This window comes from Bacillus sp. FSL L8-0654 (assembly GCF_038629965.1).
GTDB lineage: Bacteria > Bacillota > Bacilli > Bacillales > Bacillaceae > Bacillus > Bacillus safensis.
Window position 1 is genome coordinate 1767591 of sequence record NZ_CP152026.1, and the last position, 26138, is coordinate 1793728.

The following is a 26138-nucleotide window of genomic DNA, read 5'->3' on the forward strand; positions in this document are numbered from 1 at the left end:
TTTTCATAACACGCCTAAAAGAAATCATTTATTCTGTTGATGTTTCTTTGTGATTCTTTCAATATGAATGACTAGAAAAACAAGTTCGTCTTCAGTGACATTCCAATTGAATTCCCGCTTTAACATTTCTTTAATAATTAAACCGCATGCATAGCTCTTCATATAACGATCCTGAATTAATTCTTTTAATGAATCATCCATTTGTTGCGGCGGTTGATTTGTTTCTTGTCTGACAATAAAATATCTCAAATGAGTGATAAACCTCGAATAATCTATTGATGATTTATCTAATACCATCTCGAAAATGTTTTGAATAATCTTAACGATTTCCTTCGTGAGATGGGTCATTTTGATCGTATCTCCCATAGACTGACCATCTATTTGAGCGTTTACAAAATGAAGGGCAATGAGTGAAGCCTCTGTATCATGAAAAGTAATCCCCATCATTTTTTGAATAATTTTAAGTGCTTTTTTCCCAATTTGATATTCTTGAAAATATAGATGTGGAATTTCCCATACAATAGGGTTTTCATATTCCATTTTTTCTTGATGCCTTTGAATAGAAAAGGTAAGATGATCAGATAGCGAAAACAGCATGCTAGAACCTAATTTTTTATTCAACATCTCTTCGCCCATATGAATGATTTTTTCAGTTAATAAAAGAATATCAGTTGGGATAGCGGCAAGTTGAGATTCTAATGGAGACGTCTGATCAGAATAAAATGTCTTACTGACAGCGCTCTCATCAAGTGTATCACCCTTTTTCTTCTTAAAGCCTATTCCTGTACCAAAAACAACAACTTCATTTTGAGTGTCTGTTAGAGCTAATACGATATTATTGTTTAAAACTTTAACGACGGTGAACATCTTCATCCCACCCTACCTAAAACTGCTAAAAAGCATAAAAAAAACACCAAAATCTCAGCAAACAACGTACAAATGTACAACATGTTTACCTGACTTGGTGGTGCCTGATGATATCAGTAACACTCCTGCATCGGTTACGATTTTATTGTAAATACAGGATAAACCAAAGTCAACTATTTTTTTCGGTAAAATAGATTTAAATACCTATATTATAGTATGTCGTTTATAAATTATTTTAAAAGGTAAACATTTTTAAGGTTGCTGTAAGGTTCAGATTAATACGGATTAAGGTTGAGGTAGTACAATGTGTTTGTAGTGAATAAATCATAGAGGTGAAACGTTATGAAAGGAAATAAAGTCTTGTCATCATTATGTTACTTCAGTATCTTTTTCGCACCATTTTTGTTCCCAATTATCGTCTATTTCTTAGGTCAGGACGAAGTGAAATATCATGCGAAAAAATCATTATGGACGCATGTCATCCCTTATTTGATTTTTGGTATTGGCATCCTTGGTTCAGGTTTACTTGGTATGAAAGATATCAGCCATGCGGGGCCTTTCTTAATTGCGACATATGCAGTGACATTCCTTGTTGCCATCTACTTCTTCATTTGGAACATTGTGAAAGGCATCAAAGTATTTTCAGAATAAATAATAGGTGAAAAAAACGGTTCTGTTGTTGATCAGAACCGTTTTTTTGTCTATTTTTATGCTGGTAGTTGGATATCAATTGTTGTTCCTTTTCCTACACTGCTGCGGATCGTGATGTCCCCGCCGTGCTTGACGATAATATCCTTTGCAATGGCCATCCCAAGACCAGAGCCAGCATGTGAAACTCCTGTATTCGTCCCCCTGTAATAGCGGTCAAACACTTTTTCCAGCTCTGCCTCTTCTATTCCTCTGCCGTTGTCTTTAATCGTGATATGGGTTTTTTCTTTTTGTTCAAGCTGTACAATGATCGTCACATCAGGATCATTGTGAACGAGGGCATTTAAAATCAGATTGGTAACCGCTCTTCGAATGAGGATTTTATCAATATTCAGCATGAGTTTGTCTTCATTCGTTTGAAGCTCAATCGTCTGATCCGCATATCTTGAATCGTTCAAAATATCAATTAACGTTTCCCGCAGCAGTGACACAATGTTGACCAGCTCTTTATTGAGCATGACGCCGTTATTTTTCAGCCTTGTCGTTAAATTCAGATCCTCCATGACATCTTTGATATACAATGATTTATTCTCAATGATGCCCGCGTAATGTCTGATGTCTTGCTTTGAAAGAGGATACTTTGGGTCTTTCATGATTTCTGCATAGCCTTGAATAGAAGCGAGCGGCGTTTTAATATCATGAGAAATATGGCTGATCCATTCTTCACGCATTTGCTCTAGTTTGTCTTTTTCTTTTTTGCTTGAAGCGAGCTGCTCTGATAAGTGATTGACATTATAGAAGACATCTTTATAAATTCCTTTAGCAGGCAGATTTGTCGTGTAATCTCCGTTTGCCAGCCGCTGGATGTTATGAATGGCACGGCCGAGCGGTTTTGTGAGCTGCCGGCTGAATAAGTAACCAATGAGTAACGCTATAATGGCATCAATTGATAATAAAATCATCGTCCCGATATTGAATCTTGTTACTAAATCCTTCGTGTCAAACGAGAATAGGTATTTTCCAATGGAAGGGTCTTTAAATCCGATAAAGTAACTGTATTCTTTGCCCTTTACTTTTTTTCCGCCAGCATAAATAGTCGATAATAATTGCTTATCTTTATATTTATGTAAGTTCACGATGTCTATCGGTGTATATTTATTCTTTAATCCTTTAGGTGCCTGCGCATGATACACGTCCTGTCCATTTTCGTCTAAAATTTGAATCCATGCATTCTGTTGTTTTAAGGCTTTCTGCCCTTCTTTGTTTACGGTTATCCCTTGACCAGAAAAAGAGATGTATTGTTCAAATGATCTTGTAAAGGTTTCAGGCGTATTTTCCTCGTTATGCTGGCTGTTTGCCTGAAGTACGAGCCAAATCATAAATACGAATAAGTTGATAAAGACCGTGATTATGGTCACGATAATGACAGAGACCATATATCTGCCTGTTAATCGCCATTTCATCCTTACGCATCCTTTACAACAAATTTATAGCCAAGCCCTTTGACTGTGACGAGAAACTCTGGTGTTGACGGGGAATTTTCTATTTTTTCCCGAAGTCTTCGGATATGAACCATCACTGTATTGTCAGAACCGAAGAAGTCTTCCCCCCAAACAGTTTGATAAAGTGTTTCTTTACTGATGATGCGGTTCGGATGCTGCAAGAAGTAGGTCATCAGCAGAAGCTCTTTTGGCGTGAGCTCAATGACCGTGCCGTTTTTCGTCAGTTCTGCTTGCTGCTCGTTTAACTCAAACGGCCCTTTTTTGATCACGGGATCGGCTTGAGATGACTGCAAGTATGAGAGCCGTCTCAGCTGCGCTTTCACCCGGTAGGCGACTTCCTTTGGGCTGAATGGTTTTGTAATGTAGTCATCACCGCCAATGGCAAGTCCTACAATTTTGTCTGATTCCTCTCCTTTTGCTGATAAAAAGATAATCGGAACATGGGAGGTCTCTCTGATTTGTCTGCAAATATCATAGCCTTCACCGTCTGGCAGCATAATATCAAGTATGACAAGATCGGGCTGTTCTTGATGAAATTTCGTGAGCCCCTCACGGGCAGTTGAAGCTGTTATGACACGATCAATGCCTTCTCTTGTTAAAACTGTGTTGATTAATTCCAAAATTTCTTTTTCGTCATCGATCATTAATACTTTGCTTTGATGCTTTGGCATACATTGATCACTCTCCTGAAGTCATTGCCATTATTATACCCAATGTAAGAACATAGTGAAAAAATCAACTTCCTATTTGCATAAAAAAAGCCAATTTCCTTTTGAAATAAGAAAATTGGCTTTTGGTGATACAATTAATTTTTAGCGTTTGACTACAAATGTTGTCACACTTTGAGCCGGGAGATGAGCCCAAAATTGATTACCTGATATATTTAAGTCTGTACCCGGCTGAAGGTTGCTGTTACTGCTCGTAATCCATCTTGATGCTTGCGAAGCAGTTCCATTTTGCATCACAAAGTGCTGATTCACTCCTGAATTGTTTTTGTTAATGGCGACAATGACGACCTGATTGTTTCCTTTGTAGGCAGATACGAAAACATTTGGTTCAGGACTTTTCGTTGCATCAATTCTGACGTATCCTGGGCGTACAAATTTGGAGAAATGCGCCATGTTGTAACCGCGTTTACTGATCAGGCCATCTTCCTTCATAGGGCCGTAGGATCTGCGGATGTACCACCAAACATATGCCTGAAAGTCCCCTTCTACCATCGAATGGTGAATATGCTCTGAAACCCCTAATGCCTCAGGCCAGCGGTCCGCTGAATTGTTATCGCTGTTCGGGTAGTAGACCTCTGTCATCCAAAGCTCCTTCCCCCCTCCTTTTTGTTTGAACAGAGGATACGGAAGCTGGCTGATTTGGGTTCCGTACAAATGGGCTCCGAGAATGTCCATATTTCCTAGCGCCTGCGGATCATTTAAGATAGGATCTGATATATTTTTAAGGTATTGAAAGGATTCTGGTGCAATCACGCGGGCATTAATGGAGCCGGCATTTTCTCTCATGAAACGCAGGATTTCCTGAGGAGTCCACCAAGTCCATTCATGTGCATAATCGGGCTCGTTTTGTACTGATATCGCATAGAGATTGACGCCATTATTTTTCATATACGTCACAAAATCGTTCAGATGCTGAGCATATGCAGCGTATTGATTGTATCTCAGACGCTTTGCAGTTGTACCATTACGGTTGAAAGTCTCGACCATATGGCTTGGAGGATTCCAAGGTGAAGCGATCACTAAAGCTCCATGCTCTATTGCTCTTTTGGCTGTGGCGACCTCTCTGTGCCAATTATTTCTGTTCTCATCTACAAAAATTCTTAGAATGGAAAACCCTAATTGATTCTGCCCATTGCCAAAAGCGGTTTCCCTTTGAGGTGCGGTCAAATCACCAATCCAAGCCGGGTGGTTCATTCCGCCAAAGCCGCGAATCACTTGTCTTTCTGCATTGATATTAATATTGGCATCTGCTGCTGAAACTTCAGTGACGCCAGGTCCGATGAACATGACAGACAGCATGGTGAAGCAGATCAATAAAGTACAGATTGGTTTTTTGATCATTGACATCAAATTTTTCCACTCTCCTATCATTTTGTCATCCTTTGTTATTGAGTAAACCGCCAGGAATCAAACTGAAATAGGTTTGAACCTGTTCCAGTAAAGACAAAAAATACGTTGTGCACGCCAGCTGCTCCGTTTACTGTCGTTTCTACTTCTCGCCAATTGTTTGTTCCGCCTGTGGAAGGGACATTTAGTGTCCCGACGAGTCTGCCGTCAGGGCTTCCGAGGCGTACTTCTATTTTTCCGCCTGCATTTGATGCTACGTTCGCTTTAAATGTTCTTGCGCCGTTTGTTCCGAAATCGACGTTACTGGCAGCCACCCAATCTCCGTTTTGAATGTTTGTGACATGCTGGTTATTGACCGGTCCGCCTGGAGCTGAAGAGGCCTCTGTCAAAATGCGTCCATTCCATGCGAATGTTTCAGCTTCTACCCGCTGATAAGGATTCAGATTGGAAAGCTGTTTGACCCCTTCAAAATTGGCTGCAACCTCTCGAAGGGAGCCGTCAGCATTATGCACAAGCTTATTTATATGTGGAGATCTGTAGCCTTTTCCTGCCCCGTATAAGGCAGAGCTGACCGTTTGGGTATGATACACGACATACCACTCGTTTTTAAAATTGAACACAGCATGATGGTTGTTACCGCCTCCACCGAAAAATGCACCCGGATTTTTCAGGAAGTGCCCTCTATACGTAAAAGGACCCATCGGACTTGAGCTCGTCATATAACCGATCTCACCAGGTGGTTTATCTGCTGGGTGGGAGCCGCCAAAGTTGATGCAATAGGAATAGTAATAGGTTCCGTTATACTTATGCATCCCTGAGTCTTCAAACATAAAAGGAGCATCAATGGTCGAGGCGCTGCCCACAACACTTGTCATATCAGGCCCTAGTTTTAAGACTCTTGCTGTTTTCGGATTGGCCCATTGGCCCTGCGTTGGATTAGAACCGCCTGGTACACCTCCGCCGGCATATAGATACCCAGTGCCGTCATCATCTACAAAAACGGCTGGATCAAACAGCCATACAACCCCAGACATTCCTGGTGTATTTGGTGTGACGAGCGCTTTTCCGATAGGATCTGTCCATGGACCGATTGGAGAGTCTGCTGTCAGAACACCAATTCCTCCGCCGCTGTTCGCGAAATAAAGGAAAAATTTATCTTTCCCATTGATTTTTTTCACCGCTGCTGATGGAGCCCAGGAAGCACCTGCCCATTTAGCGATCCCTTTGCCGCCATTTGCTCCATTTGCACCGGCTACTGGAATCGCGCCATGATCTGTCCAGTTCACCATATCTGCTGAAGAGATGACGAAGACCCTATTCAAATTGGCAAAAGAATTATCCTTAATCGTTCCGTTGCTGTGATATTCATAGTCATCACTCGACATATAAATGTACACTCTTCCGTTATAGGTGAGCGCAAACGGATCAGCGCCCAAGTGGTGGTCTATGAGCGGGTTTGCATTTCCTACACGTTTTGCAATTGTTGTGCTTGCCGCACTCGCATCATATACCGGTAAAAAGCTCAGTACCAAAGCAAAAATCAATAAACCAACGCCGCACTTCATCCTCGTCCTCATCGTTACATTTCCTCCTGTTTTCATCTTCCTAATCTTGGGGTTTAGGCCCAATTTCAAAATATGTTGATAGATACTGATGAAGAATGAATAGAAAGAATGATTTCTAGGGCAAATCCTTGCTGGAATCACGATGAAAACCCTTACTTTTTGACTAGAAGACAACAAAAAATGCAGTCTCCCATGCTGGGGCTGCATTTTTTCTTCATGATTCATTGCATATAGCTTACATATAACGAGCGGTGACCATTTTCTTTCTTGTGTAAAACTCTACTCCGTCAGTTCCATTGGCATGCAAGTCTCCGTAGAAAGAATCCTTCCAGCCGGAAAACGGGAAGAATGCCATTGGTGCGGGTACACCGATGTTTACGCCGAGCATGCCCGCTTCGATGTTTTCGCGAAATTCTCTTATGCTTGATGCACTGTCCGTATACAGGCAGGCACCGTTCGCAAATTTTGATTGATTGGACAGGTCGATTGCTTCTGCTAATGAAGAAACACGGACAATTGATAAGACTGGGGCGAAAATCTCGTCCTGCCAAATTTTCATTTGATTTGTGACATGATCAAATATTGTCGGTCCGACGAAATACCCTTCTCCATTTGTTTCGTGATCTTGCCGGCCATCACGAATGAGGCTTGCTCCCTCTTCAATCCCTGACTGGATGTATTGAAGCGTTCGTTCTTTATGTTCCTTTCGAATGACTGGACCAAGAAAGACGCCTTCATTAATCCCGTTTCCAATGACGAGCTCGTTTGATTCATCAACTAATTTTTGAATCAACTCATCCGCCACTTCTTCTTCCACTGCGACAACGGCTGCGGCCATGCAGCGCTCTCCTGCTGATCCGAAGGCAGCCCCGATAATTTGTTTGGTTGCCGCGTTTAAATCCGCATCTATGAGGACAATAGAGTGATTCTTTGCGCCTGCAAGTGCTTGGACACGTTTGCCATGCTCTGTTCCTTTTTTATAGACATATTCTGCGACTGGCTGAGAGCCGACAAATGATATGGCTTTGACCTTTTGATGTTCAAGCAGGCCGTTGACGACATCGTGAGCTCCATTGACAATGTTGAGAACACCTTTTGGAAGACCTGCTTCTTCAAACAGCTCTGCTAACCGTGCTGCAAGAATAGGTGTTCGTTCTGAAGGTTTTAATACAAACGTATTTCCGCAGGCAATGGCAAGCGGGAACATCCAGCATGGAACCATCATTGGAAAGTTAAATGGTGTAATGCCGCCGATGACGCCAATTGGATAACGGTACATGCCTGATTCAAGTCCAGATGCAATATCAGGCAGCTGTTTTCCCATCATTAAAGTTGGGGCACCTGCTGCGAATTCGACGCATTCAATGCCTCGCTGCACTTCTCCTTTTGCCTCAGTTACACTTTTTCCGTTTTCAATCGTTACAAGTTCAGCCAGCTCATCCCAGTTCTGAACGAGTAACTGCTGGTATTTAAATAAAATGCGTGCACGTCTGGGAACAGCAGTTTTAGACCAAGTAGTAAACGCTTCCTGTGCTGCTTGTACCGCACGTTCAACATCTGTTTTTGTTGAAAGCGGCACTTCCGCGATGATTTCACCAGTGGCTGGGTTATACACTGCTTCTGTTTGACTTGTTTCTGCTTCAATCCATTGTCCGCCGATATAATTTTTTAACGTTTGTACATCTGTTTTGGTCATGTTCCCTCTCTCCTCTTTGTTAAAGAATGTCTTGTTAAAGGATGTGTATGTATCGTCATTGTCTCATCTAGCGGGCATTCATCTGTATACACTCTTTGTCAAATCAAACGGCAGTTTTGGTTTACGTTGTGATAAACTGGTTTGTTTGTGACATATGACACTAGAATGCCAAAAATTCATGATGTGTTTTTGGTTAACTGTTGATTAACTTTAGAAAAATCATAATATTAAAATAGCCCTCAGTCAATCCTCTTTTTGCTTCATAACAAAAACCTGATGCGCGGTGCATCAGGTAGAGACTGGTTCATTTCTGTTATTTGGTTGATGCGGCATATTGATTTGGTTCTATATAATTTGGCAGCATCTCTCCATGTGCTTCAATGAGTTCATCACATAATTTAATGGTGTCATCAATTGATAATTCAGCGCTTGTGTGTGGATCCAGTAGAGCCGCTTGATAAATGTGTTCTTTTTTACCGCTGATCGCTGCTTCAATGGTCATCAGCTGTGAACTGATATTCGTTCGGTTGAGTCCAGCCAATTGTTCAGGGATCTCTCCGACATAGCATGGCATGATGCCGCTTCGATCTGCCACACACGGTACTTCTACACAGGCTTTTTCAGGCAGGTTGTCAATGAGCCCGCCAGTGTTCAGAACATTTCCGCCAAATTTAAAGGGAACGTTCGTTTCGATGGCTTCAATGATACGTGAACCATATTCTTTAGAGCGGGTATGTGTGACCTGTGTGTTTCCTACAAGGTCATCCTTCATTGTATTCCAATTGTTGATTTGTTCCTCGCAGCGTCTCGGGTATTCATCGAGCGGAATGTTAAACTGACCGATTAGTTCTGGGTAACGTGATTTGATGAAATATGGATGGTATTCGGCATTGTGCTCTGAGGATTCTGTGACATAGTAGCCGAATTTATCCATCAGTTCAAAACGAACCATATCATGATGCCGCGATTGCTGCTTTTCTTTTGCTCGTCTTTTGATTTCTGGATACAAGTCTTTACCATCCCGTTTTACCTCTAATAACCATGCCATATGGTTAATGCCTGCGATTTTTTCTTCAATGCCTTCATGATCCATTTCAAGAGATTCAAATAGGTCCTTTGTACACACCTGCACACTATGACAGAGACCAACCGTTTGAACCTGTGTATAGCGAAGCATCGCACCTGTCAGTGTGGCCATTGGGTTCGTGTAATTTAACAATAAAGCATTTGGGCAAACCTCTTCCATATCCTTTGCAAAGTCAAGCATGACAGGAATCGTTCGAAGGGAGCGGAAGATGCCGCCGATCCCAACCGTATCCGCAATCGTTTGTCTTAATCCGTATTTTTTAGGTATTTCAAAATCAATGACAGTACTTGGCCGGTAGCCTCCAACTTGGATGGCATTGATGACATATTTTGCATCCTTTAAGGCTTCTTTGCGGTTGTGATAGGACTGGATGGTCACGTTTGCACTGTAATTTGCTTTTAAATGCGACAGCATTGTTTCTGATTCTTTTAGCCTGTTGTGGTCGATATCATATAATGCGAATTCAAAGCCTGCAAGGGCGGGAACAAACAGACAATCTCCTAATATATTTTTAGCAAACACGGTACTTCCTGCACCGATAAATGTAATTTTAGACATAGACGACTCTCCTTTTTACATCCATATTGGGCTAGCCTTTGACAGAGCCTTGTGAAAGCCCTGCGATAAAATATTTTTGCAAAAGTAAAAACATCGTGACCATTGGCAGCATCGCAATGAGTGCAGCTGCCCCAACGAGCTGAAGCTGATGCTGATTTTGACCAAAAAAATGGGATAAGGCGACTGTGAGTGTATGCATCTCTTTATCTTGCAAAAAGAAGATAGCAAATTGATAGTCGTTCCAAATATACACGCAGGCAATGATTAATACAGAAGCGGTAATGGGCTTCAGAAGCGGAAAAACGACTGTGAAAAAAACTCTCAGTGTCCCTGCTCCATCAATACGGGCAGCTTCTTCAAGCTCCTTTGGAATTGTCGACCGGATAAAGCCTGCGTATAAGAAAATTGTCAGCGGCAAAAAAGCAGCCACATTATTTAAAATAGCAATTTGATAGGTATTCATCATCCCGATTTGAACGACCATTTTATAGAGCGGGACAAGGGCTGTAAGCGGTGGAATGACCATAATGGCAATAAATAAAACATAGACTGCTTTATTCAGCTTTGTGTTCCTTCTTGCAAGCGGATAGGCTGCAAGAGATCCAAAGATAATGAGCAATACAGCGGAACTGAACGTAATGATCACTGTATTCAAAAAAGACTGGCCAAGCTGAGCCTCTGTCCATGCTATGCGGAAGTTTTCAAGATGAAGCGTTTTTGGAAACAGCCATTTTGAACTAAAATCTCCTATCCCTTTTAATGATGTCGTCACCAAAATATAAAATGGAATGAGGTGCAGCAATGTGATCAATAGTGCGAGGAAGGAGTACCATCTTTTCTTGCGCTTATAGGCGTTATCCATCACACCTCGGTCTCCTTTCGTTTGAAATAAATCAGCGCTGCAACACTAATGACAAGGATGATGACCGCCATGAAAACCCCTTGCGCCGCTGCATAGCCTGCATCCTGACGTTTGAAATACAGATCATACATAAAGGTTGACATGGATTGCGAGGAATCTCCAGGTCCGCCGCCTGTGAGTGCTACAATGACATCAAAAAGCTTGAGCCCGCCAATGACATTCAGCACAACATTAATGGTGATCGACGGCATAAGCAGCGGCAGTGTGATCCGCCTAAATTGCTGGAGGCTCGATGCTCCGTCTAATTGTGCCGCTTCATAATAATCCTTAGGGATACTTTGAAGTCCTGCTAAATATATGATCATCGCAATCCCGACGAATTGATATGTGTTGACAAGCACAATGATCCATGTGTTGAATTGCGGGTTGCCGAGCGCATTCATTTGATCAAATCCCAAAAACGCCACCACATCATTTAAGGCACCGCCTTGATAAGCAAACACAAAATACCAAATATAGCCCATCGCAATCGGGCTGATCATGACAGGTAAATAGATGACCGTTCTTGTGATGGCTTTCATCTTTAAGCTTTGATTTAATAAGAGAGCATACCCAAGTCCGATGATATTTTGTAAGATGGTACTCCCAATTCCATAGAGAAGCGTGTTTTTGACAACAAGCCAGGTCGCTTGATCCTGAAGCAGCCGCCCATATTGCCCAAGACCAATCCATTGATAAGTTTGTGAGAAACCGTTCCAATTCGTAAAAGAAAGCTGAATGCCGTTCAAAAAAGGATAAATGATAAAGGTACTGACGACGAGAACAGCTGGCATGTACATCCACCAAAGTGATGAATTCTGGCGTTTTTGTATCTTTTGTTTTGGTAAAGAGGTGAATGCGGCTGGCTGCTTTGCTTTTGTGATGTCATTCATTGGCTTCACTCCTGTTTCAGCATCCATCGGCTATTGTTTTTTCAAACGCTTATATTCCTCTTCCATTTTCTTTGATAACTGTTCTGGTGTGATGGAGCCTGCTAATAATTCTTGCCCCGTTGTTGCCATGACCGCCCACATTCCGCTTGGTAAGTATTTTCGATCGAAATACGGTTCAATCTTCACTTGTTCGTATTGATCGTAAAATGTAGAGTAATAGTTTTTCGCTTTCACTTGTTTTAGAGCTGTTTCAGAGGATGTGCCCTCGGCGATTTTTTTTGCGTTTTCACGTTTTGCTAAAAAATCGATGAATTGTTTTGCTTCTTTTAGATGCTTGGAGTCTTTCCAAGCAGCGACAGTAAACCGTTCTCCGCCAATCCAGCTTTGTTTATCTCCTTCATGAATGGCTGGAACAGGCATCGTGCCTACTTTGATCGATGAATTCAGCTCTGTTGCTTCAGGTCCTAAGGATCCTCCGACAAAGGTGAAGGCGATTTTATTTTGTGCCATGAGCTCAGGCGCTTGAGATAGTTTCGCTGTCAGGACATCCTTGTTTAAAAGGTCTTGATCCTTCAAATCTTTCATGAACCTGGCAAGCGGTGTATAGAGAGACCAATCAAATGATCCATTTTCAAGTTCTTTTCCGTATTGATGCTTTTGATCGGTGATTAATAAAGGCGTCGCCAACTCATCAAAGACTTGGGCAATATTTGAGTTATCTCCTCCTGGTATCCAGAGCGGCACAACATCTCCTTTACTTTTTTCTTTCACTGTCAGCAAAGCAGATGTAAGTTCATCAAGTGTTCTAGGGACTTCAATGCCATATTTCTTTAATAGATTGGCATTAAAACTAAGCCCGTCTTTTGCTTGATTCAGCGGATAGGCGTACACTTTGCCATCTTGGTCCTTTAAAATTTGGTCGAGGGAAGGATCAAGCTGTTTGACCCAATCCATCTCTTTTAAATCAGCCACATACTCGCTATAGCGCAGTTTGGCCCAGCCATGTGTATCAAACAGGTCTGGCATATCGTTTGCCCCCATTTTGACGCGGATCATATCTTCATAGCTGTTGCCTGGGAAATTGGCATCGATTCGAATCTGTTGATGCTCCTTTTCAAACTCACGAATGACTTCTTCAAACGCTTTTCTTTCCCCGCTGTTGCTCATCGTTGAAAATAGTGTCAAGGTGACCTTTCCATTTGCTTCAGAAGAGCCGTTATTGCCGCAGGCAGACAACATCATGGTCAAGAAAATGGCAGCAGTCAGCAGCATGATTTTTTTATTCATGTTTTCCTCCTTTTGATCACTGAAAATTCAGACGATAATCGGTAGAATTCATGCAGTTGCGGAAACAAAAGAAGTCCATTATACTGGAATTCTATTCTTTTCAAAGAGATAAGAGAGCATATCGGCAGGCTGCCTTGTGTTCAGCATGATCTGGCCATCATGCTAAGCAGCTTGCTTTCTGCTTTTTTGTCTCTTTTTTGTTAGCTGAAATCGATGGTTCACCTCCTTTCATGGATGAGACATGTACTGCCTCGCTCGATGAGTGTTGTTGGCACGACGACTTTTAGAGGAAGTTTTCTTCCGTTTATTCTCTCAAGCAAAAGCTTCAGGCCGATTTCGCCCATTTCTTCTGTATATACTTTGACGGTTGTAAGCGGCGGGCTTGAAAATGAAGCGGCTTCAATGTCATTAAATCCAACAATGGATACATCTGAAGGCACGTGTAGACCGGCTTCATGCAGCGCGCGCATTGCCCCGATTGCCATAGAGTCACTTCCAATGAAAAAGGCTTGTGGCAGTTTTCCTTTTTTGATGGCTTGCTGCATCAGCGTATAGCCTTCTTGCATGGAGTATTCACCAATGTGGATGTCTTCCATATGAAGAGTTCCCGTCTCTTGCATTCTTTTCATAAACGTCGTTTGTCTTTTGTCCTCAATCACAGCATTACCTTCAAAATAATGCTCCCGCTCTTTCCCGCCAATATAGCCTAGATGTGTATAGCCGAGAGATTGCAGATGGCGAATGGCGCGATCTGCCGCTCTGACAAAATCCACATGTACACAATCATACAAATCTTCATCCGCATAATGATTGATAAACACAATGTGTTCCAATCGATTTGTCATTTTTTCAACCGTATCGGGGCTGATTCGTCCAATGACGATCAAACCGTCAATATCCTTTAGTATCGCCCCTTTATCCATGCTTCTTAGGCGAAAGGTATGGAGAGTGGACAAGCCTTGTTTGGCATATTCTTTTTCAATTCCTTTTCGAATTGATGAAAAAAAGGGATCATTTAATTCTTCGTCAATGGATTGAGCGACAACGACACCGATGACTGGGGATTCAGATGGGCTTTTTTCTTCTGCTTGATCGGCTTTTCTTGCTCTCACTGGGGTATAGTTTAACTTCTTAGCAATGTCGAGGATGTTTTGTCTCGTTGCGTGTGAAACAGCAAGCGTTTGATCGCCATTTAACACACGGGATACAGTGGAAACGGACACTTTTGCATCATGAGCAATATCTTTGAGTGTGGTCATAGGCAAACTCCTCATCGTTATTTGACTAAATATTTACTAAAGATATTTGAAGAATAACATATTAATAAAGCGCTTTCAATTATGAATTTGTGATTTTTATTTTGTTTTTGGGTATGTTTTGGTGAGTGAATTGTGTTTTAGTAAAATTTGCGTAAAAAAGAGGATGGGTTTCATCCTCCTCTTTTACTAACGTGATTTAATTGAGGCTGTTTCTTTTGCAAATATTTGCTTCATTCTTTCCCAAGCAGTGTCGAGTTCTTTATGAAGTCCAAATAAACCTGAGGTGCCGATGATGTAGATTTCATTTCCAGCCTCAGCAAGCAGCCGGAACGTGCTCTCATTACAAGAACCGTCTACTTCAATTGAAAACGAGTATCCTCCGTGTTTTTTGATATCTTTCACCTGTTTGATTTTCTGAAGCATTTCTTTAATAAAGGGCTGTCCGGCAAAGCCTGGATCGATTGTCATGATCGTCACTCGATCTATTAAATGAATAAAGGAATCTAATGCTGCAACTGGTGTGGCGGGATTTAGAACAAAGCCAACCTCACATTTTCTTTGGTGAATATGCCGGATCATTCGAAAGGCATCTTTTTGCACGACTTCTGGGTGTAAACAAATCATCGTTGCGCCTGCATCAATACATGCATCGATTAAAAAATCCTGAGGGTGTTCAGCCATAAGGTGAACATCAATCGGTAAATTTGTTAGTTTCCGAAGCTGTTCAATGAAAAAGGGTGATAACGTAATATTCTTCACGTAATGACCATCCATCACATCGACATGGTACCGGTCTGCTCTCGTGTTAAGAAGATGAATTTGTTCACGGAAGTGAGTTAAATCCATGCACATCAGTGAAGGTGAAAAAACGGCTGTCATTCTCTGGCTCCTCCTTTTTACAGCTGAAATATAAACTTGATCAATCCAATCAAGATTCCGATGATACCAAAGTCTGTATCTCCAAACGTTGTCCCTTCAAAGCCAAGGGTTCCGAGCACAGGTAATAAACATGCAGGTAAAAAGGAAAGAAGCAATCCATTTACGAATGCCCCAGCAACAGCACCTCTTACCCCACCTGTTGCATTGCCATATACACCTGCTGTAGCACCGCAAAAAAAGTGCGGGACAAGACCAGGGACAATGACAGTTAAACCAAACAAAGGTAAAAGAAAAATGGATACGATGCCTCCAGCAAAGCTGCATAAAAAACCGATAATGACCGCATTTGGTGCAAACGGAAAAACGGTTGGCGCATCAAGTGCTGGCTTTGCTCCCTTTACGAATCGATCGGCAATTCCTTTAAAAGCAGGCACGATCTCGCCAATGGCCATCCGTACCCCTGCTAAAATAATGTACACACCAGCAGCAAACGTAATCGCCTGAATGAGAATGAAAACAGCGAAGTTCGTGCCCCCGCTAATTTGTTCGATAAAAGGAATTCCTGCAAACGGTGCAATTGCAAAGAACAGCAAAGCCATCGTAATTGAAATGGCAACAGATGTATCTCTTAGAAAACCGAGTGATTTAGGGACTTGAATGGTTTCCGTTGATTTTTCAGGAGAACCAACCCATTTGCCGATCATTCCCGCAGTAAAATAACCGAAAGTACTGAAGTGTCCGAGCGCGAGATCATTGCTTCCGGTGACTTTCCTCGTAAATGGCTGAAGGATTGCGGGGGCAATGACCATAGCTGCACCTAATATCATTGAGCCAGTGGAGATGAGCAGCCATCCGTGCATGCCGGCTGTCGAGAGAACGACGGCGAGCATAGCCGCCATATACAATGTATGATGACCAGTCAAAAAGACATATTTAAAGGGTGTGAATTTTGCGAGTAACAAATTGACCAGCATGCCAAAAATCATAATGAGTGCTGTCTGTGTACCGAATTCCTTTTGAGCAATGGCGGCCATAGCATCTGTATTTGGGACAACCCCTTGAATGTGAAAGGCTGCTTCAAACATCTTTCGAAAAACCCCGAGTGAATCAGAGACGACTGTAGCGCCCGCCCCTAATATTAAGAAGCCCATGGTTGTTTTCAAGGTGCCTGACACAGTGTCTGCGGCTGATTTTTTCTGCAAAAGTAAACCGGCTAGTGCAAACAAACCGATGAGAATGGCAGGTGTGCCCAATATATCGTTCATGATCAGTTCTATCATGATGTGAATCCCCCTTTTCATGACTTAAATGTGTTGACGAAGGACGTCTTTAATGGCTTTCTGGTCTAACAAATTATTTAAGCCAGCCACATTTCTTGTACCGTCATTCAGCTGGTCAATAATATCAACTGCGCCGATATAAAGGTCTGCTTGTTCATTTTTACTTGTACTGAGATCGGTATGATCCACTTCAGCTTTAAGACCTAATTCTTCTAATGCTTTTTTGACATTCATTTCTACAATAAAGCTGCTTCCTAATCCGTTTCCGCACACAACAAGAATTTTTTTCATTGTCTTTTTCCTCCTTTATACTTGTGAAAATTGATCAATTAGTTCTTGAACAGATGCTAATTCTTCTGCTTCAATCAATTGTTTCGTCCGTTTCTCTTCACTTAACAGCATGGTCAGTTGTTTGAGTGCTTTCAGGTGGCTCATACTGTCAATAGCGGCTAACACAATGACGAGCCGCACCTGCTTTTTTCCATCCTTTGAAAATGAAATGGGCTGTTTGAATGACATGAGCGTCATGCTCAATTTGTTCACGCCATCCTCGGGCCTTGCATGTGGGATGGCCACTTGTGGTGCAATGACAATATAAGGACCATTTTGATGAACAGACTGTATCATGGCTTCTACATAACTTGGTTTAATAGCATTTTGATCAAGTAATGGCTGCGCCGCTTTTGTAATCGCCTCTTGCCATGTGTCTGCTGTTTGGTGGAGCTTGATGGTTTGTTCTGTTAATAAATCATTTAACACTGGGTTCCACCCTTTCTGATAGGATACATATGTGGGATGAAGCAGCTCTCGAATGTCATGAAGCAGTGCTTGTTTATTTTGTACGATGGTATGCTGCTGAATGATGTTAAATAAAGCGTTTACATGCTGCTCGTCAACCCTCGTTTCTAAGCCTTTCCCGTATTGAAGTAATGTTTTTTTCTCATAGGCAGTTAAAATAGGATGAACGAGATGAACTGGTTTTCCTTTAAACGATATAGGTGTTGTGGACACAACGAAATCTGCATCAACGGCTGCTAATTCTTCATATGCGCGCTTTGATAACAGCCCGCGTACTTCGATGTAGCCGATTAATTCAAGAAGCTGAGTTTTCAGCATGTTACTTGTGCCAATTCCTTCTCCGCAGACAATATATACTGAACGCCTTACAATTGGTGAAATTCCTTCTCTTCTCATCCAGCTGCCAAAATGCATGGCGAGATATGCAATTTCATGATCACTCAGCTTTGAACAGGCCGCCTTTTCTAAATGGCATGCAACTTTCTGAGTGATTTCAAACACTTCTGGCTGTGCTTTTTTTATAGAATCCGTCAGTTCGTTGATTATACCAATGTGATAGATGAGCCTGTAATAAGCTGGAATTAAATGCATTGTTAAGTTTTGCTCCAATGCTTTTGGTTCTTGAAAGGAAATACAAGCATATCGCTGAAAGTCCAATATCATTTGTCTGGCGATGGTGCGAATGAGATGTTCTTCTGGTTTTTTAATTAATGGAAGTTTTTGTTTTTTGGCACTGAGCCATAAGGTGCTAAGAAAATAAATCTCATCATCATGAACAATGAGACTGGCCTCTTTTTGAATCTGCGCCATGAAACGAATAGCCGCCAAGCATTCCTCTGTTTCCTGCAATGTTCGTTTTTCTTCGTTTGAAATGTGTACGGCATGCCCTAGCTTCATCCGCTTGAAGTAAAAAAAGAGATCCAAAGAGAGCTGATCCAGCATCTCATCTGCAAATTCAAGCTTAAGTTCTTGTTCTGACTGCTGGAGGAGATGGTGTACCCGTTTGGATGAAATAGGTCCCTTTAACCAAAACGACGGAAACGTTTTTTCGTTTTTGATCATTGTGCGAATGAGATGTATATAAGGTTTGAGTGCCAATCGAATGGCCCTTTCGTCTCCTGAAATGACATAGCCGCTTGCTGCCTGATAGCGGAGTGTGATCTCCTGCTTTGAAAGCGCTTCTTTTAGCTGTTTCATATCCTCAAGCAATGTATTTCGGCTCACCTTTGTCATCTTCATAAAATCATCAATTCTTAGGCAATGCTCGCTGCATGCAATGGATAAAAGCAAGATAGCCCTTCGTTCCTTTACACATGGTTCATAATCGTGACCAACAAGAATGGTATCAGCTTTTTGAATAATGATTTCTTTTTCATGAGGATTTAAATAATAGCCACGTTGGCCTTTTCGCTGCACACCACTAAGCTGATGAGTTTCCAGCCAGCTGTTCATTCGCTTAATTTCAGCGTAAACGGTTCGAGTCGAGACATTCATTCGATTCTGTAAATCTTCTATTGATAGATAAGATGTCGTATGAAGCAGCATAGATAGTAACGTCGTGCCCCGTTTGGTTAAGTACAGTTGGAATTCCTCCTTTCTTCCCCTTTGGTTATAAGTCTAATCAACTCACATGCATCAAAGAAGTCCAAATGTCTTCAGCACGTGCTGTGCAGCGATTGTGTGCTCTTTTCATAAGAAAAACACACCATTTGAGTGTGCTTTCAGGCTTGTATACAAAGAGTCCTTTCTCTTCTTTTACGTGTTGAGGACCAATAAACACAAAAAACCTTGAATGGTATAAAGCCAATCAAGGTTTTTTCACTTCTTATCATCTTTTATTTTTCCTATACGTGACACTTAAATTTATTTTGTGTTTAAACTAAATCCGAAATCCAAATCGTTTTCAGATGAAATACAAATACACCAATCGCCTTCTAAAGATATAAAGTAGTGGTGCTGTGGGATATCTAAAAAATAGACTAGTAACTCTTTTAAATGTTTTAATTCAAACTGGTACCCAAACTCTGTAAGGTTATCCCCTATGTAAATTACTTGTAAGTTATTATCTAAATATCTTTCATTTAATTCAGTTATAAAAAGAAGAGCATCAGAAAGTAACGATTCATTGTTTGAGCTCTTACTATGATGTTTATTGGTTTGTAACCAATCTATTTTTGAACCAGCAAAATCAAATTTTTGTTCTATTAAATCTAAATAAATTTTTGGATTTTTATGTACTTTGACATATTTAAGAAGGTCTTTTAATTCCAAATCCTTTATTAGATCTTCATCATAAGAATTCAATAAAATTAACCCCTTTTGTGTTTTTTAATGTCTTTCTTGTCAAGATCTATAAGAATTGCTGATCCGTCTCTGACAAAGCATATTCATCTTTTTGACCGATTTACATTAAATTTTCTGCCATATCAAAACTTCATTCTTCTATGTTCAATCCCTTCATCTCAATAGAATTAAATTTCAACAGAGGTATTTGTTTATTAAAAGAAGCATGGAAATAAGATTGGTGGTTCATTGTTTGAAACTTTGAGCGTGAATTTTGTGAATCGACGCTTTATCAAAATACCTCCTCACCTTTCTACTTTACCACTATTTGTGATGTTTTTAATATGAGGTCTAATCAGCATTGATTATGGACAATATAGGAGTAGTCTCTCTTGTAAACTTTCCAAGATTTCTACAGGCATTTCCCTGACGTTGATATCATCGCCTAGGAAAAAAAGCCAATTTGTTATTTCGGTTATTTCTTCTGAATGATTAACATCGATAAAAGTCTTTAAAATGGCTGTAGTTTGGTAAGGGTTCGTATAAGAAATTGACATTTTGAAAGGATGGTATTTTTTGAACTGTGCAATTGCCTTTGGACCAAGTTCAAGGACAAGGTTGATTACTTCCTCCTGCTTACTTAGTTTTTCTAAAATCTTTTTCCTGCTTAATCTCTTTTTTGTAGAGCATGGTTCTACATCTGTGAGATTGTCGACAGGGAAAATCAGTTTCTTCTCCTCCTTTAAATCAAAGCCTTCAATCAACCACAGGCTTTTTTCACGATAAAGGTTCAAAAGGTAAATAGGATAGGACTTTATCACTTTCTCCTCTCTCATGGTAATCAGTAAATATCTATCCAAAATAATCAGTTGGATTAATTTTTCTAACATGGGATGAGGGAGATCTGTCAAATCAAGCAGATCAGGATTATTCGGATTAGTCCCTTCAAATAGCAGGAGGCGATTTAAAAGAACAAGGTCATCTTGCTGGGTTTCTGAGATGAGTCCTAGTAATTTTTCAGCTAAAGACTGGCGACTCTTTAAATAAGGGAGTTGTTGGTTTCTCGTGGCCATAAAGGCAATAAAAAGAGCTTTAATCTCATTATCGGTAAAACGAACAGTTGGCAGGACAGAATTGTTCATCACAAAATATCCCCCGTCCCTTCCGACTTCTGCGACAAGCGGCATCCCCATAGCTTCAATTTCTCTGATGTCTCTAATTGCTGTCGAACGAGAGATATGAAATTCTCTCATGATTTCAGAAATTGTAAAGTTGGCGCGGTTGTTAATATACCGCATGATGGTATTAATCCGTTCAACTTTTTTCATCTGGTCCCCCTAAACAGTATCATTTTTTGACATGGTTTAAGCCTATTATATACCTATCAAGTGAAAAGAAAGAATCATTTGATTCATTTTTTGAAGAGGATGTGTAGAATATGACAGATTATATACTAGAAGAAAAAGACAGCTTTAACGTGTTAGGAATTGGAACTGAACTTAAGAGTCATTACACAGACAATGCGGGCATTACGAAGGAAAAAGCAGACTTTTGGCAAGCAGTCAAACAAGAAGGAAAGCTTGACACCTTAAAAGCCATTGCCACAAATGACTATATTTTTATCGTAAACGAAGCGGTAAATAACAAGCTGATGCATTATGTCGGGGTCATGACAGAGGAATCGTTACCAGAAGCGGACAGAGTGATTCAATTTCCTAAAGGGGAATATCTAATCGTTAAAGGGGAAGCTAAGACATCTGATGAATTGCATCATACTCTTACTGGCATTGCATTTGGCCAAGTCTTGCCTGAAGCAAAGAATTTTGCCTATGTTGGTGGACCAAACGCAGTGGTAGAGATGGGTCAGCGAAACGACTTATTACTTGGTGAGATGTGGATTCCTGTTGTACGAAAATAAGAAGAATATGGAGGGATAGAAATGGCCTATATCGTTGATTTTAAAAATGTGTCTACGATTGGTTTAGAGTCTTCACCTGTAGCAGAAGCACTTGCTGGCTTACGAGCTAATGAGGCTCGTTACTTTATGAACAAATATAAGCATGAATTTACAGTATTCCCTGCTAGCGAAAGTCAGGAGACTCTTGATTATGTAAACCGAGTGTTAAAAGAAGAACGTGAACTAGAGTTTGCAGCCAAACCTTTAGAAACGGCAAGTTTTCAAGTGGAAAATATCAAATGGACCTACGTCTTTTATGAGGATGGTCTTGCAATTAACGTCCTTTATACATTGGATGACCCGAAAAAACGTGCTGTTGGTTTTAAGCTTTCTGAAGGTATGGAAGTACCAAAGGAATTAGAAGGAAAATTTAAATTTGCTAAGCAGAAGTCTAAACTAGCTGGAACGATTCGTGGGTCATTTTTTAAAATTAAAGGGGAATATTGAACTCGAATTTGTGAATCTGATGAAACAAATAAATTAAAATTATTTCCCCCTTCTAAACAGAGCAGCATTCTCTATGCATTATTAGAGGATGTTTTTCTGTTTATTGTACCCACTTCATTTTCTTATGAAGAAGTTATACGATGAGGTCCCGATCCCCTTTTGGTCGTTTTTTTTTTAATTTGAAGTCCAATAACACAAAAAGACTTGAAAGGCATTAAGCCAATCAAGTTTTTTGCGTAATCTCATTAAAAACGAACTAATTTGAATTCATCTTTGAAAGAAAGCCTTGAAAAATTACTTTTACTAGTGAATTCTCAGTAGTAGCCACTACATGATTTACACGTTCTAAAATTTGAGGATGCTTCATGCCTTCTTCAATTGGGAAGCTTCTCAATGTATCAATACAAATCTCAAATAATTCTTTATCATTAGTATTCAACAAATCTATTAAAATATTTAGCTCATATTCATTGCACTCATTATCCAGGCAATAAGCAATTTTACGCTGCCACTCTATTGGTTTATTAAGCATCTGATTTGATAGTTCTTCCCAGTCATTTAGGCTAAAATCAGAGAGTATCTCACTAGCAATCAAACACCCGCCATCATACCATGAATCTACTGTTGTATCAGCAGATAAAAGATTATCTAATTCTCTAAACATATAGAGTCCCCTAATTATGAAATTACTCTGAGAACACATTCTCGAGTACCTTCAGCCTCAAAAATTGATCAAAAACGAGTAAAACTGAAGAAACTAGCGATGTTAATTTGTTAGTAAATAAGTACCTACTATTTTATTTCCACCAGTTGGATGTAATTTCTTTCAAATGAAATTCTATAAAATCAATCACTTTGGTATAGTCATCCGAGCTGAATTCCTCAATAGGATTGTCCCAATCTGTATTTTTAACTATTAGAACAAGGTAGTTACCATCAGAAGATAAATCAGGATACCACCCTAAATCCAATGTTATTGATGATTTCTCATGATAAAGTTGTAATAAACTTTCAGTGAACATAAACCATCTATCATCTTCTGCTTCTAACTTTTTAGGGTCAATTTCCCTGAAATTATTATAACGTATAATCCAACCTTCAGTTATTCTTAAAGGATGAATGTTGAATACAGGGACTTCGAGTTTTATATTTATTCTCATTATTCTCCAATTTATTCATAAATTTGATAGTAATTTAGGTCCTAATTTATTATTTAGCCTATAAATTATCAATTAAAATTGTCTTTAATCATTCTACTAATTTCAATACTTAGTTGCTCAACTATTTTCAGAGGTTGCTTTTGTCAATTGGCCAATCTATATTTTTCAAAAACCTTCCTTAACACCTCGCTAATAGTTTTCTTATCCTGAGGATACTCTGTAATGTACGTGTTACAGGCTTGCTCAAGATAATAGTAGAATGTTTGATAATCAACAATAACCTCATCATCATGAAGTGCAAATAGTACTCCATGAAAGGGCTCCTCGTCGGGTTCCAGATCATTTGGAAATGTGCAATCCACATCGTTAATTCCATAACCTACTCCCGTAGATAAATGCTGAACAATATTTACAAAGCTATCATCAGTAATGGCATTGAAAAAAGCCACCACAGGAAAGTGTTCATCTTTTAACATTTGAGTTTCTAAAATTTTTTTTAACATACTATCTGAATCCTCCTACCTATAATTCAGGATAAAACGAGGTCACTGCCCCATCCTTATCTGTATAACCTCTCCATTTTATACCTTGTCCATCATAACCTTCCCATTCTCTCCCTAAAACACCTTTTGAAGAAGCATTATTTACAGCTTCTTTTCCTCGTTTAATAAAATCTTCATCAGAAATTAACTTAGGATCATAAACAGTTTTATCAAATGGCTTTGCTTTCCATCCAATTTTTTGACCTGTTTTAGCATCTAAAGAAGGAACTTGGTAAGTTATTTTTTCCACTCCTGGCAAAGCATCATGCTTCTTAACATTTAATATATTTACATCATTTTTCATAAATTCATCTTTGTTATGCGCCCCACCAATTCCTCTTCTCCTTGGAACATTGGGATCAACTTTTCTTATATGATCTTCTAAGCTAGATGAGAACTTAACTTTTTCCCTACCCGTAATTCCCATCTTCCCCCGAAAGCCTTTCGCCCCAAACGGCAAAAGCATCCCCAGAGCCGCATTCATACTCGCTTCCTGCTGTTCTTTTGAGATCTTGTTTCCAAACATGTCTCGGCCTGTAATTGCTTCGCTGAAGCCGTTGGTGGCGGTGAGTCCATATAAACCTTTTTGCGATGTTTTCAGGGCGTCAAAGGATTTTTGTGATGTCTTATAGATTTCAACTGCCCTGACTGCGGCTGATGTGGCTTGGGTCGTTTTATAGACTGCTTTCCCGCCTTTGAAAATGCGTCCTGCCCAGCCGACGATAGGGATGTAGCCGGCTGCAGCCATTCCTCCTGCAGCGACTCGCTGGCCTGCGGTGAGTTCCTCCCCTGTGATTGGATCGACGCCTGTTGCGGCACGTTTTGCATCGTTCACGCCAGTCAGTTCATTCACGATATTCCCGCCATAATCGAGGGCTTTTTCATACCAAGGACGGTTGGCGAGCGCTTCTTGTTCCTTCGCAATCTTTCGGGCTTCTTCTTGTTCTTTTTTGATTTTCAGATATTCAGAAGTTTGCTTCTCAATATCGCTCTTTGCCTTGTAGATTTCGCTATTTTGATACGCTTTCTTGTCAAAATTCATAGGCGAAATCGCTTTTCCGTCATTTGTCGCATTGATCATTTCAGCGTACAATGCCATTGTAGCTTGCTGCTCCGTCTCTGACAAAGCATATTCATCTTTTAAATTTTGATCAAGCTCTCTTAGTTCTTTGACCGTCTTTTTTCGTTCATCTTCCGCATCTTCTATTTTTTCATCAAAGGTTTGGCTATCAAATACCTCTAGGGAAATGAGGTCATCAATGTCTTGAAAAATCGTTTTGAGTGCCTTTTTTTGATCCTTTACAATGCTTTTGGCGTTTTTGATGCCCATATGTACTGCGTTGTCTAAAAAGTGTTCTTCTATAAAGGTATCGCCGCCAAAGCTCGTATCATCCAGTGTCCCAGAAACACCTTCATGAAAGGCTTTTTGTTTATCAATGAAGCTGATAAACATGTCTACATTTCCAGCAAGCTCTTTATAGAAACTTTTAATATTATCGGCTCCTTTCCCAGTGAAATCATCACCGAGATTGGCAACACCTTGTAATGACTTTTTTAAATCTACCATTTGTTCGCGGAGTTCCTGATAGTGTTTTGCCCTTGTATCCATAGCACTTGTTAGTGCTTTTGCATCAAGTATCTTCCCCAGCAGAATTCACTCCTTCCTATTCATTGACAAGGTCAATTTTACCAATACAAAGTTTGTTATTAAATAGGAATTAAGACACAAAAACAGTACTTATTATGTAAATGAACAATGTTTCAATAGAATACTTTAGCTCCACTTTTGTCAGTAATAATTATGATGCGATATTTAGAACATCTTTTAAATAAATATTTTTTAAGCTACTTCATTATAAAATTGTTATAGAGCACTTCCATGGTAAGGAAGATGTCACTAGTCGAGGTAATCCATACATGAATTAGGAATGCACTTAGAAAAAGCACACCCGCATCAGTGTACTTTTTACGATTTAGACTTCAGCAATTGCAGCTCTTGCTCCATGATATCTGCTGCTTCAGTTATAAATTGAATAATTAAATCTAATTCTTCTGGTTTGTATTCATTTGTGAGTTCCTTCGTTGATGTTGATAAGGATCGAAAGAGTTCTTTTACCTGTGATTTCCCCGCTGTTAGAGGAACAATGATGACTCTTCGTTTGTCTTTTGGGTCCTTTTCTCTTTTGGCGTAGCCCGCTTTTTCAAGCCGATCAATAAGAGCTGTGACCGCACCTGAGCTAAGACCTGTTTTTTCACTTAATTCTCCTGCTGTGAGAGGACCGAGTTCGTTTAATAAATCGGCGGATTTGAGATCTGTTGGAAAAAGGCCGAGCGATTGAGCGGCCGCTTGGTGGAACAAGACGGTTCGTGTGGCGAGGCGCCTCATTGTATGGATGATCTGGGCTGCTCTGTCTTCAGCCTCGTTCTTTATTGACAACTTGTTCTCCTCCCTTT

At 40.3% G+C, this 26138-nt stretch carries 25 protein-coding genes; 3 read left to right on the plus strand and 22 right to left on the minus strand.

Annotated features, from left to right (window positions below):
• Positions 1–24 precede the first annotated feature (24 nt).
• A complete protein-coding gene (locus tag MHH65_RS08960; protein ID WP_073205807.1) occupies positions 25–867 on the minus strand; it encodes a PRD domain-containing protein in 843 nt (280 codons plus the stop codon).
• A 342-nt stretch (positions 868–1209) separates the two neighbouring features.
• On the opposite strand from MHH65_RS08960, the gene MHH65_RS08965 reads away from it, so the two are divergent.
• Positions 1210–1518 (plus strand): DUF4870 domain-containing protein, encoded by a 309-nt coding sequence (locus tag MHH65_RS08965; protein ID WP_041109292.1) that lies wholly within the window; start codon positions 1210–1212, stop codon positions 1516–1518.
• 56 nt (positions 1519–1574) lie between these two features.
• Here the strand turns inward: MHH65_RS08965 and MHH65_RS08970 are convergent, their stop codons facing one another.
• The 16 genes from MHH65_RS08970 to MHH65_RS09045 form a co-directional block, all read right to left on the minus strand.
• Positions 1575–2978, minus strand: a complete 1404-nt coding sequence (locus MHH65_RS08970) for a HAMP domain-containing sensor histidine kinase (protein WP_268414435.1) — start codon at positions 2976–2978, stop codon at positions 1575–1577.
• A gap of 2 nt (positions 2979–2980) precedes the next feature.
• Positions 2981–3688 (minus strand): response regulator transcription factor, encoded by a 708-nt coding sequence (locus MHH65_RS08975; RefSeq protein ID WP_024427125.1) that lies wholly within the window; start codon positions 3686–3688, stop codon positions 2981–2983.
• Between the two features lie 141 nt (positions 3689–3829).
• A complete protein-coding gene (locus MHH65_RS08980; protein ID WP_044334533.1) occupies positions 3830–5095 on the minus strand; it encodes a glycoside hydrolase family 30 beta sandwich domain-containing protein in 1266 nt (421 codons plus the stop codon).
• A 35-nt stretch (positions 5096–5130) separates the two neighbouring features.
• Positions 5131–6669, minus strand: a complete 1539-nt coding sequence (locus MHH65_RS08985; protein ID WP_268414436.1) for a glycoside hydrolase family 43 protein — start codon at positions 6667–6669, stop codon at positions 5131–5133.
• Positions 6670–6892: 223 nt separating this feature from the next.
• Entirely contained in the window at positions 6893–8353 is a 1461-nt protein-coding gene (locus MHH65_RS08990; RefSeq protein ID WP_268414437.1) for a CoA-acylating methylmalonate-semialdehyde dehydrogenase, read from the minus strand.
• A gap of 313 nt (positions 8354–8666) precedes the next feature.
• Positions 8667–9998 carry an alpha-glucosidase/alpha-galactosidase gene (locus tag MHH65_RS08995; RefSeq protein ID WP_268414438.1) on the minus strand — a complete coding sequence of 444 codons (1332 nt, stop codon included), beginning with the start codon at positions 9996–9998 and terminating at the stop codon, positions 8667–8669.
• A gap of 31 nt (positions 9999–10029) precedes the next feature.
• Positions 10030–10860 (minus strand): carbohydrate ABC transporter permease, encoded by an 831-nt coding sequence (locus MHH65_RS09000; protein WP_268414439.1) that lies wholly within the window; start codon positions 10858–10860, stop codon positions 10030–10032.
• Positions 10860–11792, minus strand: a complete 933-nt coding sequence (locus tag MHH65_RS09005) for a sugar ABC transporter permease (protein ID WP_268414440.1) — start codon at positions 11790–11792, stop codon at positions 10860–10862. Before MHH65_RS09005 ends, MHH65_RS09000 begins: the two co-directional genes overlap by 1 nt.
• Positions 11793–11822: 30 nt before the next feature.
• A complete protein-coding gene (locus tag MHH65_RS09010) occupies positions 11823–13079 on the minus strand; it encodes an ABC transporter substrate-binding protein (protein ID WP_268414442.1) in 1257 nt (418 codons plus the stop codon).
• Positions 13080–13297: 218 nt separating this feature from the next.
• Positions 13298–14338 (minus strand): LacI family DNA-binding transcriptional regulator, encoded by a 1041-nt coding sequence (locus tag MHH65_RS09015; RefSeq protein ID WP_268414443.1) that lies wholly within the window; start codon positions 14336–14338, stop codon positions 13298–13300.
• A 186-nt stretch (positions 14339–14524) separates the two neighbouring features.
• The gene (gene alsE / locus MHH65_RS09020; protein WP_098676939.1) at positions 14525–15217 is read right to left on the minus strand and encodes a D-allulose 6-phosphate 3-epimerase; all 693 of its coding nucleotides are present in this window, start codon (positions 15215–15217) and stop codon (positions 14525–14527) included.
• Between the two features lie 17 nt (positions 15218–15234).
• Positions 15235–16497 (minus strand): PTS ascorbate transporter subunit IIC, encoded by a 1263-nt coding sequence (locus tag MHH65_RS09025; RefSeq protein ID WP_098676940.1) that lies wholly within the window; start codon positions 16495–16497, stop codon positions 15235–15237.
• 24 nt (positions 16498–16521) lie between these two features.
• A complete protein-coding gene (locus tag MHH65_RS09030; protein ID WP_268414444.1) occupies positions 16522–16788 on the minus strand; it encodes a PTS sugar transporter subunit IIB in 267 nt (88 codons plus the stop codon).
• Positions 16789–16803: 15 nt separating this feature from the next.
• On the minus strand, positions 16804–18876 hold the full coding sequence (locus MHH65_RS09035) for a BglG family transcription antiterminator (protein WP_268414455.1): 2073 nt from the start codon (positions 18874–18876) through the stop codon (positions 16804–16806).
• A 282-nt stretch (positions 18877–19158) separates the two neighbouring features.
• Positions 19159–19599: a rhs-associated protein gene (locus MHH65_RS09040; RefSeq protein WP_268414446.1), complete on the minus strand. Its 441-nt coding sequence runs from the start codon at positions 19597–19599 to the stop codon at positions 19159–19161.
• 344 nt (positions 19600–19943) lie between these two features.
• Entirely contained in the window at positions 19944–20906 is a 963-nt protein-coding gene (locus MHH65_RS09045) for an HTH domain-containing protein (protein WP_268414447.1), read from the minus strand.
• Positions 20907–21016: 110 nt separating this feature from the next.
• On the opposite strand from MHH65_RS09045, the gene MHH65_RS09050 reads away from it, so the two are divergent.
• Both MHH65_RS09050 and MHH65_RS09055 read left to right on the plus strand, forming a co-directional pair.
• A complete protein-coding gene (locus MHH65_RS09050; RefSeq protein WP_268414448.1) occupies positions 21017–21496 on the plus strand; it encodes a GyrI-like domain-containing protein in 480 nt (159 codons plus the stop codon).
• A 21-nt stretch (positions 21497–21517) separates the two neighbouring features.
• On the plus strand, positions 21518–21982 hold the full coding sequence (locus MHH65_RS09055) for a phage tail protein (RefSeq protein WP_268414449.1): 465 nt from the start codon (positions 21518–21520) through the stop codon (positions 21980–21982).
• Between the two features lie 256 nt (positions 21983–22238).
• Here MHH65_RS09055 and MHH65_RS09060 read toward each other — a convergent pair whose 3' ends face one another.
• The 5 genes from MHH65_RS09060 to MHH65_RS09080 all read right to left on the minus strand — a co-directional run bounded on the left by MHH65_RS09060 (position 22239) and on the right by MHH65_RS09080 (position 26070).
• On the minus strand, positions 22239–22646 hold the full coding sequence (locus tag MHH65_RS09060) for a hypothetical protein (protein WP_268414450.1): 408 nt from the start codon (positions 22644–22646) through the stop codon (positions 22239–22241).
• Positions 22647–22779: 133 nt separating this feature from the next.
• Positions 22780–23142 (minus strand): hypothetical protein, encoded by a 363-nt coding sequence (locus tag MHH65_RS09065; RefSeq protein ID WP_268414451.1) that lies wholly within the window; start codon positions 23140–23142, stop codon positions 22780–22782.
• A 143-nt stretch (positions 23143–23285) separates the two neighbouring features.
• Complete coding sequence (gene cdiI / locus MHH65_RS09070) at positions 23286–23645, minus strand: ribonuclease toxin immunity protein CdiI (RefSeq protein ID WP_024427143.1); 360 nt, start codon at positions 23643–23645, stop codon at positions 23286–23288.
• Between the two features lie 19 nt (positions 23646–23664).
• A complete protein-coding gene (locus tag MHH65_RS09075; protein ID WP_326355677.1) occupies positions 23665–25335 on the minus strand; it encodes a T7SS effector LXG polymorphic toxin in 1671 nt (556 codons plus the stop codon).
• Between the two features lie 315 nt (positions 25336–25650).
• Positions 25651–26070, minus strand: coding sequence for a MarR family transcriptional regulator (locus MHH65_RS09080; RefSeq protein WP_044335851.1), 420 nt, complete (start codon positions 26068–26070; stop codon positions 25651–25653).
• Positions 26071–26138 lie beyond the last annotated feature (68 nt).

Coding starts and splice junctions, on each gene's coding strand:
- MHH65_RS08965 (WP_041109292.1), top strand. CDS start 1,210: ATGAAAGGAAATAAAGTCTTGTCATCATTATGTTACTTCAGTATCTTT.
- MHH65_RS08970 (WP_268414435.1), bottom strand. CDS start 2,978: ATGAAATGGCGATTAACAGGCAGATATATGGTCTCTGTCATTATCGTG.
- MHH65_RS09060 (WP_268414450.1), bottom strand. CDS start 22,646: ATGTTTAGAGAATTAGATAATCTTTTATCTGCTGATACAACAGTAGAT.
- MHH65_RS09080 (WP_044335851.1), bottom strand. CDS start 26,070: ATGAGGCGCCTCGCCACACGAACCGTCTTGTTCCACCAAGCGGCCGCT.
- MHH65_RS09010 (WP_268414442.1), bottom strand. CDS start 13,079: ATGAATAAAAAAATCATGCTGCTGACTGCTGCCATTTTCTTGACCATG.
- MHH65_RS08995 (WP_268414438.1), bottom strand. CDS start 9,998: ATGTCTAAAATTACATTTATCGGTGCAGGAAGTACCGTGTTTGCTAAA.
- cdiI (WP_024427143.1), bottom strand. CDS start 23,645: ATGTTAAAAAAAATTTTAGAAACTCAAATGTTAAAAGATGAACACTTT.
- alsE (WP_098676939.1), bottom strand. CDS start 15,217: ATGACAGCCGTTTTTTCACCTTCACTGATGTGCATGGATTTAACTCAC.
- MHH65_RS08975 (WP_024427125.1), bottom strand. CDS start 3,688: ATGCCAAAGCATCAAAGCAAAGTATTAATGATCGATGACGAAAAAGAA.
- MHH65_RS08985 (WP_268414436.1), bottom strand. CDS start 6,669: ATGAGGACGAGGATGAAGTGCGGCGTTGGTTTATTGATTTTTGCTTTG.
- MHH65_RS09025 (WP_098676940.1), bottom strand. CDS start 16,497: ATGATAGAACTGATCATGAACGATATATTGGGCACACCTGCCATTCTC.
- MHH65_RS09005 (WP_268414440.1), bottom strand. CDS start 11,792: ATGAATGACATCACAAAAGCAAAGCAGCCAGCCGCATTCACCTCTTTA.
- MHH65_RS09015 (WP_268414443.1), bottom strand. CDS start 14,338: ATGACCACACTCAAAGATATTGCTCATGATGCAAAAGTGTCCGTTTCC.
- MHH65_RS08990 (WP_268414437.1), bottom strand. CDS start 8,353: ATGACCAAAACAGATGTACAAACGTTAAAAAATTATATCGGCGGACAA.
- MHH65_RS09055 (WP_268414449.1), top strand. CDS start 21,518: ATGGCCTATATCGTTGATTTTAAAAATGTGTCTACGATTGGTTTAGAG.
- MHH65_RS09065 (WP_268414451.1), bottom strand. CDS start 23,142: ATGAGAATAAATATAAAACTCGAAGTCCCTGTATTCAACATTCATCCT.
- MHH65_RS09030 (WP_268414444.1), bottom strand. CDS start 16,788: ATGAAAAAAATTCTTGTTGTGTGCGGAAACGGATTAGGAAGCAGCTTT.
- MHH65_RS09045 (WP_268414447.1), bottom strand. CDS start 20,906: ATGAAAAAAGTTGAACGGATTAATACCATCATGCGGTATATTAACAAC.
- MHH65_RS09000 (WP_268414439.1), bottom strand. CDS start 10,860: ATGGATAACGCCTATAAGCGCAAGAAAAGATGGTACTCCTTCCTCGCA.
- MHH65_RS09050 (WP_268414448.1), top strand. CDS start 21,017: ATGACAGATTATATACTAGAAGAAAAAGACAGCTTTAACGTGTTAGGA.
- MHH65_RS08960 (WP_073205807.1), bottom strand. CDS start 867: ATGTTCACCGTCGTTAAAGTTTTAAACAATAATATCGTATTAGCTCTA.